Annotated in this window: 11 protein-coding genes; 2 read left to right on the top strand and 9 right to left on the bottom strand. The window is 32.6% G+C overall.

Annotated features, from left to right (window positions below; all coding sequences use genetic code 11):
* Positions 1-470 precede the first annotated feature (470 nt).
* The 3 genes from FC89_RS08115 to FC89_RS08105 all read right to left on the bottom strand — a co-directional run bounded on the left by FC89_RS08115 (position 471) and on the right by FC89_RS08105 (position 1,605).
* Positions 471-890: a hypothetical protein gene (locus FC89_RS08115; protein ID WP_057872059.1), complete on the bottom strand. Its 420-nt coding sequence runs from the start codon at positions 888-890 to the stop codon at positions 471-473.
* A 104-nt stretch (positions 891-994) separates the two neighbouring features.
* A complete protein-coding gene (locus FC89_RS08110) occupies positions 995-1,342 on the bottom strand; it encodes a type II toxin-antitoxin system PemK/MazF family toxin (protein ID WP_057872058.1) in 348 nt (115 codons plus the stop codon).
* Positions 1,342-1,605, bottom strand: coding sequence for a type II toxin-antitoxin system PrlF family antitoxin (locus tag FC89_RS08105; protein ID WP_057872057.1), 264 nt, complete (start codon positions 1,603-1,605; stop codon positions 1,342-1,344). Before FC89_RS08105 ends, FC89_RS08110 begins: the two co-directional genes overlap by 1 nt.
* Positions 1,606-2,164: 559 nt before the next feature.
* Here FC89_RS08105 and FC89_RS08100 point away from each other — a divergent pair.
* Positions 2,165-3,154 carry a LacI family DNA-binding transcriptional regulator gene (locus FC89_RS08100; protein ID WP_057872056.1) on the top strand — a complete coding sequence of 330 codons (990 nt, stop codon included), beginning with the start codon at positions 2,165-2,167 and terminating at the stop codon, positions 3,152-3,154.
* Positions 3,155-3,256: 102 nt separating this feature from the next.
* Here FC89_RS08100 and FC89_RS08095 read toward each other — a convergent pair whose 3' ends face one another.
* Positions 3,257-4,552 carry an oligosaccharide MFS transporter gene (locus FC89_RS08095; RefSeq protein WP_057872055.1) on the bottom strand — a complete coding sequence of 432 codons (1,296 nt, stop codon included), beginning with the start codon at positions 4,550-4,552 and terminating at the stop codon, positions 3,257-3,259.
* Between the two features lie 59 nt (positions 4,553-4,611).
* On the bottom strand, positions 4,612-6,030 hold the full coding sequence (locus FC89_RS08090; protein ID WP_057872054.1) for a glycoside hydrolase family 32 protein: 1,419 nt from the start codon (positions 6,028-6,030) through the stop codon (positions 4,612-4,614).
* Positions 6,031-6,868: 838 nt separating this feature from the next.
* On the opposite strand from FC89_RS08090, the gene scrK reads away from it, so the two are divergent.
* Positions 6,869-7,741, top strand: coding sequence for a fructokinase ScrK (scrK, locus tag FC89_RS08085; RefSeq protein ID WP_057872053.1), 873 nt, complete (start codon positions 6,869-6,871; stop codon positions 7,739-7,741).
* 120 nt (positions 7,742-7,861) lie between these two features.
* Here scrK and FC89_RS08080 read toward each other — a convergent pair whose 3' ends face one another.
* From FC89_RS08080 to FC89_RS08065, 4 genes are all read right to left on the bottom strand, one after another.
* Positions 7,862-8,605 (bottom strand): sulfite exporter TauE/SafE family protein, encoded by a 744-nt coding sequence (locus tag FC89_RS08080; RefSeq protein ID WP_057872052.1) that lies wholly within the window; start codon positions 8,603-8,605, stop codon positions 7,862-7,864.
* Between the two features lie 19 nt (positions 8,606-8,624).
* Positions 8,625-9,278 (bottom strand): NAD(P)-dependent oxidoreductase, encoded by a 654-nt coding sequence (locus tag FC89_RS08075; protein ID WP_057872051.1) that lies wholly within the window; start codon positions 9,276-9,278, stop codon positions 8,625-8,627.
* A gap of 587 nt (positions 9,279-9,865) precedes the next feature.
* Positions 9,866-10,792 carry an AEC family transporter gene (locus FC89_RS08070; RefSeq protein ID WP_057872050.1) on the bottom strand — a complete coding sequence of 309 codons (927 nt, stop codon included), beginning with the start codon at positions 10,790-10,792 and terminating at the stop codon, positions 9,866-9,868.
* A gap of 492 nt (positions 10,793-11,284) precedes the next feature.
* Positions 11,285-11,728: a MarR family winged helix-turn-helix transcriptional regulator gene (locus tag FC89_RS08065; RefSeq protein ID WP_057872049.1), complete on the bottom strand. Its 444-nt coding sequence runs from the start codon at positions 11,726-11,728 to the stop codon at positions 11,285-11,287.
* Positions 11,729-11,946 lie beyond the last annotated feature (218 nt).

Genomic DNA, 11,946 nt, shown 5'->3' with positions numbered 1-11,946 from the left:
CAGACTTGTCTTTGCTACACTTTTTTTTGAGTAGCCCATGCTCCAAGTATTTAACCTGTTCTTATAAATGAAGACGGTAATAATCATTTAACAAATCACTGATAATTAGTTTATAAAACGGCACATATTTAACTACAATATAAATTATATACCATTTATTACGTTTTTGAGATTAATTTAATAACCTTTTTTGCCAAAAATGAACTTGCAACGTATTTTGAAGTTGCTAAATCTGTTAAAAATCTAGCGACTGATCTGAATCATGATCAATTATGCTTTAATTAATGACTATTATGGCAATAAACAGCTGCATTACTGTAAGTTTAGCTGAATTTTAAAAAAGGGGAGCAGACATCTCAATTTTAGGGTAAGAAAAAAGGAGTGGAATTTTACCACTCCTTAAAAGTCCGATTTGGGGGAATCACAACTAAACGGGCTTCTTTATTTTAAAAATTTTCTATATGCTATTTTTAATCGACTCTGATTACGGCATAATCGGCTTTAGTGAAACTTAATTCGTCATGCAATAATTTGCTAAATGAATTGCTGCTGAATGGTACTTCAATGTGTTCTTTGTTGTAACCGAGTGCCGTCCATTTTTCAAAAAGTTGTTGGATAGCCTTTCTTCGGTTTTTAGTTAGTCCGCTGACACTTCTTAACTGATGAGCATATGCAAGCGGCCAAATTTTCACTGCAACTTGCTTTCCATCTTGATCAGTCAACATTTGCGCATTGCCAATTGCTACTTTCTTTAAAAGAATATCTAGTAAGTTTATCTTTTTTGATTCACCTCGTTTAAGCAAGGCAATCCCTAGATCATTTTGTTTTAAGTCATTTAAAATTGATTCAATAGTTGCTTGTGCGGCAGGTCGTATGTTTTCTTCTGTCATAGTTAATATCCATTCCTTTTTCAATTCTTTGATTGATTATGATATTTTTTAACATGATATTGTGCATTTGGAACAGTTTTGAACATGTTAATATTTTTTCTACCCTAATAGAATTGCTGGATTCTATCACTAATTATACTGATTTCTTGTTGAGACAAGGTTGTTTCAGGCTGTTCACCGGAATACTTCATGGAATTTATGGTTCGGATATGTTGTAATAAAGCCGTTCCATGAATATTTTCTTTTTTTATTTCTATAAATAATGGTGATTTAATATATTTTTTCATGGTAAGATACTTGTCTGCCGTGCTGATTGGGACAACTAGGACAGTATTAAAATACTGATTGTACTGGTTGTTGCTAACAACCAAGTATAGCCGCCTTTCCCTAGCATTTGTACCTGTGATCAGATTTAAGCCGGCGCGTAAAATGTTTCCCTGTTTCAGTTTCATTAATCAAAATCTTCACTTTCTAAATCCTTTTCCCAATCAACCCCGGCTGTGCTGAGGTTACCAAACTCTTTTTCTTGTTCATTAATAATTTGCCACAAGTCAGCTTTGCTTTTTGCGATTACCACCTTTCCGTTTGGTTCAATCTTCCACTCAATCGTATCAGCAGATTTTACTTCTAAAAATTCACGCACGATTTTGGGAATTGTAATCTGATTTTTGCTTGTGATTTTTGAACAAACTTTAATGACGTTAATTTCATTCATCAAGTCGCCCCTTACTTTTTCCTTACACTATAATAACATGATTTTGTTGTAAAGCAAATAAAAAAAGGTTAAATCATGTAAGAAATGATTTTTACCTGCATTTTAATATTTGTTATTTATATTTAGGAAAGAATTGTATTCTTTCAGAATTTGTTTTCAATTAATATTGAAATAGGTGATGCTAACCATAACCTTATTATATTAAGAACAAGTAATTTATACTTTTAGATAATTTAATTGAATACTATATTGACATAAATTTGCTGCTAAAGAAGGTTGGTGGTTTTTATTATTGAATAAAAAGTATTCGTGGGGTAAAGTCAATGTATGGTCAACTCCTGTTCTGTGCATGTTTTTAAGTTTACGTTAGCGCAGGATGTGCTTTTTTTATACAGTCAAAAAAATTAATTATAGTCTGAACGATTAAAAATTGATACGTTAAGTATTTAAGTAATTAGCTAACTTTATGAATTATTTGAATATGATAAGATTAAGTAGGTTACGTTTGTTTAATACTAAGTAATCATGTAACTATGTGGATCAAAAGGAGTATATCTTAATGAGCACAAGACGTCCTAAAATTGATGATGTTGCCAAACTGGCTCAAGTTTCCAAAAGTACAGTTTCACGGGTTTTGAATAATCGGGGCTATCTAAGCCAAAATACTATTGAAAAAGTTTATCAAGCCATTGAAGAATTAAATTATCGTCCCAATACTATAGCTCGCCAACTATATAGTAATAAAACCAATATCATTGGTCTGATTTTTCCAACTGTTAATAATCCATTTTATGCTGAAATGGTAGAAGCTTTAGAAAAAAAATTGTTTAATCGCGGTTTTAAAGTAATCCTTGGGAACTCAATGAATGATCCTCACAAAGAAGAAACATATTTATTGCAATTACTTTCCCATCAGGTAGATGGTTTAATCGTAGGTGCTCATAATCAAGATTTGAAAGAGTATCAAAAAAAGAATTTACCACCGATCGTTGCTATTGATATGAATTTAAATCCAGAAATTCCTGTAGTTTCTTCGGATAACTACCAAGGAGGGAAAATTGCTACTCAATTGCTTTTAAAAAGTGGGGCAAAAGAAATTATCCATATTAACGGTCCTGCATCAGTAAAATCACCGGCACAAAAGCGAAGACAAGCGTATGAGGATGTTTTGAAAGAAAATAACTTAATTCCTCATACATATACTGTTTCCCTTAAAGATTCTAAAAGTAAAAAAATCCAAATTTTTCGTGAAATTTTTCGTGAGCATCCTTTAGTGGATGGAATTTTTGCTTCGAGTGATATTAATGCCGCATTAATAATTCAGATTGCTAAACAATTAGGAATTAAAGTACCCGATGATCTAAAAGTGATAGGTTATGATGGGGCTAACATTACTAGGTTATTGATGCCTGATCTGACATCAATCATTCAGCCAGTTGAAACAATGTCACAAAAAGCAGTTGATATTTTACAAAAAATGATTAATGATGAGCCTTATCCTAGAAATATCATTTTGCCAGTTGAATTGTGGAAAGGAACAACAGCTTAATTTTTTACTGGAAATTAAATTGTCAAGTTTAACCCAACAAAGACTTCCTGTTTAAGATGAAATTATTTTGAGTTTCATCTTAAATAGAAGCCTTTTTAATGTTTATTTTTTAATAGCCTTGTTAAATGCTTCTCCGTTGACTTCTTGATCATCTTTTCTAATGATGAAGAATCCATAAACACCAGCGCATAAAACAATTCCAGCTATTACTAAGAAAGTTGATCGATAACCAATGCTATCACGTAAAATTCCCAAAGGCGTTGATAGTAATATTTGACCTACCGAGCCAGCTAACCCGGTTACGATATTGATAGTTGCTGATACTCGTGGATCATAATGAAGAGTATAGTACCGAAACATAACAACTACGAAGATTGCCGTTTCTGGAGCATGCAATAATTTAATGAGTGAAACTCCGAGTGGATTATTTATGATCCCACATCCACCAATTCTTATGAACATAAAAGTAACTCCAAGTAGTATAGTACGTCTAACACCTATTCTTTTCATTAATAGAGGAATGAGTCCCATTAAAATTGATTCTAAGAAGACTTCGACCGAATTCAAGATACCATACATATGATCACCGGCACTTTGAGTTGCAAAGAATTTAGTGAAGAATTGCGGAAACATTTGCTGATCAAAGATAGTATAGAAAGTCCCACTGAAAACTAAGAAAATAGCAATTTCCCACAGGCTTCGTACTTTGAAAATATTCAAAAATTCTTTAGTAGTCGGTGAAACAGCTTCACGATTTCTAACTTGTTTATTTTCAAATTTTTCAACATTTTTTTTACTATTAATCGGGTTCCACACAATGAGTACAATTAAAAGACAAATTCCAAATGCTGATCCGAGCCAGAATAAGAGGGCTGGATTGATAGTAAATAAGAAACCAGCTGCTAGAGCTGATATAGCATAACCAAAAGATCCCCATGCTCGAGCAGAACCATATTGATAATTGAAGCGACGACTAATTCTTTCGGTTAATGCTTCAAACATTGGAGAAGCTGATAAATAAGCAAGAGTTAAATAACAAGAACCGACAACTGCACCAATTAAAAAGTTACTTTCAAGCATTGGAACAAAAAGAAATGTAAAGAACGGTCCAAGGAAGATTTGAAGTATGGCACAGAAGATTAATAAATGTCGTCTAATACCTAATCGATCTTGAATGTTACTATAGACAAGATTCATTATTAAAGAAAAAGCAGAATTAAATGAATAGATAGTTCCTACTTGGGCTCCAGAAAACCCCTCTTTAGTGGTTAACCAAATTTGGAAGAATGACCACCAAATACCCCAACCAGCAAAGAACAACAAGATATTAACTGAGTAGTCAATATAAAATGGATTTTTCCATTGACTAACTTTTTTAGTTTCAATAGGTTGATTCATTTTTTATTCATCTCCAGAGACAGTCAATGTATATAATTATTCACTGTCATATTTTTATTCTATTTTTTTAAATTAAAAGCAATTACGTTAACATTCAAAGTACCGTTAGTACTAAATTGAGTTAGCAGCTTTTTTTGTGTGTAATAGCGTTCGGTGAAAACGGCTTCACCATCGTTGACAAAAATTTCGACTGAACTGGTATCAATGAAAATATGCAATTTTAGTTGATTGGTTTTCTTAATCTGAGCATAGCGAAAACTGTCTTTTCCTTTTCGATATAAGGTTAATTCACTATTTTTTTGATCGTAATTTAAACTAAGAATTTCTTCTTCATTTTCCAAAAGTGACCATTTTAATTGATCATTTGTATTTAGTTCAGACTCAATTAGTAGTTCACTATGCTGGATATCCGGCAAATCCAATTTTTTCCTTTTCGCCAGCTGCAAATTAGTATCATAAATTTTCTTGGTTCTTAATTGTTGGTATTCTTTAAGCGGAAGCATCCTTAAATGATCTCCGTCAAGTTTTAGTTCACGTGGAATAGTCAAACTTCCAGCCCAACCATCTGGCTTTTCCAGCATTTCTTCATCAAAGGGACTCATCCAGCCAAATAAGATACGTCTTCCTGTGGGATCAACAAAAGTTTGCGTTGCATAAAAGTTATGACCATAATCTAACTCACTAAAATTATTTCGTTTAAATTTAGGTTGTTTATAATCTAGTTGTCCAACGAAATATCCTGTTTGTGACACATTTAAATATTTCTTTTCAGTTGGCTTGATTCCCATTGGTGAACAGATCAGAACATCTTGACCATTTAATCTGAAAAAGTCAGGGCATTCCCACATACTTCCTTCAGTTTCTTGCCCGTGTGATTTTGCAATTGGTCCTAAATATTCCCAATTTAAAAGATCTTTTGATTTGTACATCAATATTCGACCAAGTTTTTCTTTATCTTGACTACCAATTACCAAGTAATACTGACCATCTAATTCCCAAACTTTTGGATCTCGGAAATGTTGAGTATTGTCTTTAGGGACGCTTATTATTGGATTGTCAGTATATTTAGTAAAATGGATACCATCATCACTATATGCAACATTTTGATTTTCCCAAAAATGATCAAGATTTCCGTCGTCGTAATAATGATGTCCGGTATAAATTAAATATAAACGGTTTCCTTTAACGATTGCTGAACCGGAAAAACAGCCACCTTTGTCTTCTGGGTCACCAGGTACTAAGGCTACAGGCAACTGTTCCCAATTTACTAGATCCTTACTGCGAACATGTCCCCAATGCATTGGACCCCATTCAGCAGAATATGGATGAAATTGATAAAAAACATGGTAATATCCTTGGAAATAGCAGAGCCCATTAGGATCATTTAGCCAGCCTTCAGGTGTGATAATATGAAAATTTTGCCGATAACGTTTATTAGTTACTCGAATTAACTTTGCTTTATCGATAAGTTGTGTCATTGTAATTCACCTCACTATAGATTTTAAAAACTATTACTTAGTTTGTATAAACACCTTAGTAATCGTTTTCAATGCTTATTATAGCGTTTCCAAAAAGTATGTCAACCGGTTGTTATAAAATAAAGCAACCGGTTGACATAAAAATCCAAAAAGTTTATACTTCGTTTTGTTAATTAAGAAATCGTTTTCTACAATATTTTGATTCTTTAGAATTTCTGATGTAGTTTTTGTAAGAAAAAGGGTTCAAAAAAATATTTGATTCAAACTCAATAAAATGCTTTTTAAGTATTCGTGATTCGCTGAAAAATAATTAAAAAGCAAATAACCATTTTTCGGATTAGCTCAGTTATTTTCTGGTACACTGTTTATAAGTAAAAGCCTTAAATTTAATTGAGGTCTGATAATTATTCTTGAATACAAATAGTTTTAGATTTCTTAATAGACAATATTTGAAAGATTAAGTACAATTTTAATAATTTTATTCGGATATGCTTTCTAAATATGTTTGTTTAGGGAGGTGAATAATATTTATCTAAAATATATGTAAAAATATATAATTGTGATACATTAATTACAGAAAGAAGTTAAATGTGGAAGTATGGTATTACTGGATAAATAATCCAAAAGTCAATATGAGGATCTATAAGTTGCTAGTTAAGAAAATAGCCTTGAAATCTAAGCAGATTATATTTTATATATTATAAGTTTGCGAAACTCTAAAAAGTTCCAGTGATAACAAGTATCAGTAAATTAAGAAAGGAGAGGTATGTGTTTTTCTTTCTGAGTGTGCAGGCTTAAGTGCATGCATGCTTTCCCACATTTTGCATACAAATAAAAAATGTTATTAGGTAGTATCGAAGCAGGTGGAACTAAATTTATTTGCGCAGTTGGAAACGAAGATTATCGAATCAAAGATAAAGTGCAAATTCCCACGACGACCCCCGAAGAAACTTTGACGGCTGTTGTTGATTACTTTAAACAATTTAAATTAGATGCCCTTGGAATTGCTTCTTTTGGTCCAATTGAAATAAGAAAAACATCACCTAAATACGGTTATATTACAACAACTCCTAAAAAGGGTTGGGCTAATACCGATTTCCTAGGATTTATTAAAAAAAGTATCAATGTTCCGATTTCGTGGACTACTGATGTTAATGGCTCAGCTTTTGGCGAATATACAATGTCTACGCTATTTAATGAAAAAATTGAATCTTTAGTTTATTATACTATTGGAACCGGAGTTGGAGCTGGGGCAGTAATTGATGGTCATTTAGTGGGGAGTGCTGGTCATCCCGAAATGGGACATGTTCTTTTGAAACGACATCCTGATGATTTGAATTTTAAGGGAATTTGCCCATATCATCATGATTGTTTAGAAGGACTAGTTGCTGGTCCAACGTTTGAAGCTCGGACCGGGAAAAAAGGTCAAGATGTTCCGTTAACGGATAAAACTTGGGATATTTTAGCTTATTATATTGCACAAGCGGCTATTCAAGTAACGTTAATTTTACGCCCTAATAAAATAGTCTTTGGCGGTGGGGTAACCAATAAAGTATTGCTTGAAAAGGTTCGCAGTGAATTCAAAAACATCTTAAACGATTATGTTAAAGTTCCACCTCTGGATCAATACATTACGATGCCACAAGTTGCCAATAATGGCTCTGCTAATATTGGAAATTTTGCTTTAGCTGAAAATTTATTATTGAAATAAATTTAAAATGGAGAAATATACTGACTAAAAAGGTCAAGACTTATCATAGATTGGATGATAAGTCTTGACCTTTTTTAGTTTTTCAATTTTTATTTTATCAAGTATTTTTTATACTAATGATCAAATAATGGTTTTGATTCCCATAACGATCAATAATACTGCCATGATTGGTGGTAACCAAGTTGAACTGTGCTTGAATTTGGTCATTAGATAAGGAGCAATAAAAGCTCCAATTAAAGCTCCAATCATTAAACCAATTCCGGCAGTCCAGTCAACCTGACCGTTGGAAACATGCAGCAGTGCTCCAACTATTGAAGTACCAATCAACACATAAGCCGATGTCGCAGCAGCATTAATCATATCTAATCCCATTAATAATAAACCAGCCACAATTGGGCCGCCACCGCTGAGACCGGCAATCCCGACCATTAAGCCACTTAAGAAGCCATAACCAATTGCTTTAAAATTATTATTATGAGTAGCATCATCTTTAGAAGAATTAGACTGCCGCGTTTTTAAAAAGATTTGAATTCCTAAAACTATAAGTATTAAACCGATAATAATGGTGTAAACCATTTTAGGAATTAAAGGGGCCAATAAAGAACCAATAACTACAGCTGGTAACGCTGCAATTAACATCTTATTTCCAATTTTGAAATCAATTTTACCTTGGCGATAATAAGCATATGCTCCTAACAATAAGGAGGGAATAGCCGTAATCAAAGAAGTTGTTGCAGCCGTTGCAGCCGGTAAATGAAAGAGTGCTGTCAAAATACCGAGATAAATTGCACCGCCGCCACCTCCCATTGAGATAACGAAGATTCCGACTAAAATGCCAATTAAAATTAGTATTACTATTTCCATTAGTTAAGCCCCAATTTTTTTAGCGATCAGCAACTGTGAATCGTTCTTTTTGATGTTGTGGTTTTTCAATTTCGTTAAGAATAGCAACAGCCATTGTGCCTGCAGAAGTTTCAGAAACGCCTTTATCATTAAATAAAAGCTCATCTTTACCCAAAAGCAGTTCAGTTGCAGCACCTGGATGGAAGTTGATTGAAGGTGAAACACCAACCCAGTCAACATTCTTAACAGTTCTTAGGAATGTTAATTCAGCAAATTGATTACGAGGTACTTCAATAATTGCTTGAACTTTAGGATTCTTTTCCATATCATGAACAAACAAGTGATGATCTTCTCCAGTTTTTAAACTTCCAGCTCCTAAAATGAAGACCAAACGCTGCTTAGCACCACGAAACATAGCAATTAATTTGGTAGCTAAATCAACATGCAAATATGCTTGGTCAGGACTTGAAGCAAAAGCATCAACAATAACATCACTGTCTGCTAAATCTGCTTTAGTCAATGCAAAAGCGTCTTTAGCAACTGTTTTTAATTGTTGACTGTCCTTGCCAGCCGCTAATTTAGCTAATTTTTCTGAAGAACGTCCAATCGCTGTTACGCTATGTCCACGCTTCAAAGCTTCACTTGTTAATTCTTTTCCTGCCATTCCTGTTGCACCAATTATTGTAATTTTCACTATTAGTTCCTCCTTGTATTGTTAATCTGTAGTTTGCCAAAAATCTATTAACTATAACTGGTTATTTTACCTTATGGATTTGATAGTGTCCTCTTAACGTCGTTTAGCTAATACGTGTAAGAGTATCAGATATCTGTACCAACAATTTTAACATGTTTGCCCACAAATGTTAACCTATTTAAAATTTGTTTATCGGTAATTAATAACATTACAGCTAATTGAAATTTGCTAGACAATTTATTCAATTGAATATACTGTTAATTTTAATGTCACACCAGCCATATGTCAACTAAAAAGTTATTTTAATAACAATTAATTAGAGACCAGCAATTTTAATTAGATTTTCTTATAGCTAATAAAGGCTATATTTTATGCTTGCAAGTATGTTTATTAGGTTATTACTTATTAATAGTACTTAATTTTGTGAAAAAAATAGCCTTTAAAGGGCTATTGGGAAGAATACTTTTATTTTGATCTAAAATTGCAAATTTTGTTTGGCTGTCATTAAAAGTCAAAAAATAAACAGCAACTTATCAATGGTTGTATTGACAGGCCCGTTAGTAATAAGTGAAGTAAATTACCTTAAATTAAAACAATGAAGCTATACTGAAAACGAGTGGAATCGTTAGTAAGCTGAAAATTGTTGATAAGCTCATTAAGCTAACTGCCGGGCTCGCATCTTGATGAATTTGCAAAGTAAACAAAACGCCCAAACTTGCGGCAGGACAAGCAGCTAATAATAAACTGACTGAAAAAGCTGTTCCATTAATATTCATTAACAGCAGAATAACTAGTGTAATTAATGGATAAATAATATTTCGTAAGGCCAAAGATGTAATAATCGGTCTGGAAAATGATTCTTTATTAAGTTTACTGTTGGCTAAACTACTTCCGACTACAATCATTGACATCGGCGTATTAGCGTTACTAATATAAGTAATTGCTTGATTTAAGATAGTTGGTACATGTAGTGAGAAAAAGAAAATCAGCAGACCAATAATAATAGCTATAATATTCGGATTCATAACTATTTGTCTCAAAACGATCCAAAAGTTTTGTGACTTTTTATGAAAAATTGAAACACCATGTGACCAGTTGAAAATATTAAAAACAGCCATTGATACAACTGCAAAGAATACCCCGTTATTACCAAACAAAGAGCTGGCTAAAGGGATGCCTAAGAAACCAACATTTGGATAAACACTGCTGTAACGAGCAATGTTTTTAATATTTTGGTTGGCAGTTTTTCTGAAAATTAGTTGGGATAATAAGATTTGAATGAAATATGAAATTACAACAGCCAATCCTACTAATAGAAATAACTGCGCTCGATCTGCAGAATAGGGTTGTTCAAAGGCCTTAACAATTAAGCAGGGGCCAATGATTGTTAAAAGTATATTGGTTAAATCATCTGAAGTTTGTGCATGTAAAAAATTAATTTTATTTGCTAAAAAACCAACAGCCATCAAAATGAACATTAAAAAGATTTGACCGGTTAATCCTACAATAGACACTTCATCGCTTTCTTTCCTAAAATAATAATAGTAGACAAGTCTATTAATGACAATAATAATTGTATACTATTTATATAAGCTTGTCTACCTTATGTCTTTATTAATATACATATAATTTAGAAATTATATGTATAAATTACATTTTGTACTGAAATTTAAGAATAGTCGCCGAAGGGAAAAAGTGTGAAGTAATCCTTGAAAAACGCAGCTGGTGTTTGAAAAAGCTTGAAATAAATAATGAAATAAGCCATGAAAATATAATAGGCAGATGTTAAAAAAGCAAAGCTGTAGCCAGTAGATAGTGATCAGGTTGGAAATTGCAGATGGGATAGTTGAGTTTTTAACGAAAATGGAGTTGGTACGTTCTTTAATAATTTGAGTTTTTAACTGATTTGAAAACAAGGGGATATTACAAGGATTCAACAGCTTTGTTTTACGTAAGAGAGGTAGATTCGATTAATCAATAGCGTGCTGATTTAGTTATAATAACTTTTAATGTTTATCAAGCGAATCTGTTGAATCGGAAATTAGTGAAAAATACAGTGGCTGCAGTTGATTTATTAGTTGATTTAAATCAACTTCTGGGTTTTTACGAAAAAACTTTTGCCACCAGTTGGTAACGATCTTTTGTAATTTATTGGTAAGCAACTGGCCTTTTTGCGTTAAAAAGATTTGGTAGATGCGGGCGTCATTTGGTGTATTGCAGCGACGAATGAAGCCGGCGTCTAATAGGAGTTTTAAATCCCGACCAACTAAGCTAGGATCTAAAATCATGAGTGAAGCAATTTTCTTTTGCGACAATCCCGGATTATCATTGATAAATAATAATAAATCACCTTGAGTTGCACGAATGCCAACACTTTGAAACTCTTGATTTATTTCTTTTTTTGATTGACGATAAAGTCCGGCAATGTATTTGCTCAAATATGCGATCATGATGATTAAGCATCTCCAGTTTATATAATTTTTCCTGTAATAAATTCGAATGAAAAGAACGAGGATTTTCGAATATACTAAAAAATAAGGAAAATTAAGTATCCTTATGCTTAAAAGTGTATCAAAAATTGACAAATCTTTAAAGCAAATTTGTGCAGATAATTTGAGTGCTTTTTCAGCAAATGCTTATTAAAGACAATGTTATCTGCTTATGCGGT

Source organism: Liquorilactobacillus ghanensis DSM 18630 (genome assembly GCF_001435235.1).
Classification (GTDB): Bacteria; Bacillota; Bacilli; order Lactobacillales; family Lactobacillaceae; genus Liquorilactobacillus; species Liquorilactobacillus ghanensis.
Note: the sequence above shows the minus strand (reverse complement) of the source record. Positions and strands in the feature narration are given on the sequence as shown.

Bases quoted from the DNA above. Each gene is read 5' to 3' on its own strand.
- FC89_RS08090 (WP_057872054.1), bottom strand. From the start codon at position 6,030: ATGACACAACTTATCGATAAAGCAAAGTTAATTCGAGTAACTAATAAA.
- scrK (WP_057872053.1), top strand. From the start codon at position 6,869: ATGTTATTAGGTAGTATCGAAGCAGGTGGAACTAAATTTATTTGCGCA.
- FC89_RS08065 (WP_057872049.1), bottom strand. From the start codon at position 11,728: ATGATCGCATATTTGAGCAAATACATTGCCGGACTTTATCGTCAATCA.
- FC89_RS08105 (WP_057872057.1), bottom strand. From the start codon at position 1,605: ATGAATGAAATTAACGTCATTAAAGTTTGTTCAAAAATCACAAGCAAA.
- FC89_RS08080 (WP_057872052.1), bottom strand. From the start codon at position 8,605: ATGGAAATAGTAATACTAATTTTAATTGGCATTTTAGTCGGAATCTTC.
- FC89_RS08095 (WP_057872055.1), bottom strand. From the start codon at position 4,552: ATGAATCAACCTATTGAAACTAAAAAAGTTAGTCAATGGAAAAATCCA.
- FC89_RS08115 (WP_057872059.1), bottom strand. From the start codon at position 890: ATGACAGAAGAAAACATACGACCTGCCGCACAAGCAACTATTGAATCA.
- FC89_RS08100 (WP_057872056.1), top strand. From the start codon at position 2,165: ATGAGCACAAGACGTCCTAAAATTGATGATGTTGCCAAACTGGCTCAA.
- FC89_RS08110 (WP_057872058.1), bottom strand. From the start codon at position 1,342: ATGAAACTGAAACAGGGAAACATTTTACGCGCCGGCTTAAATCTGATC.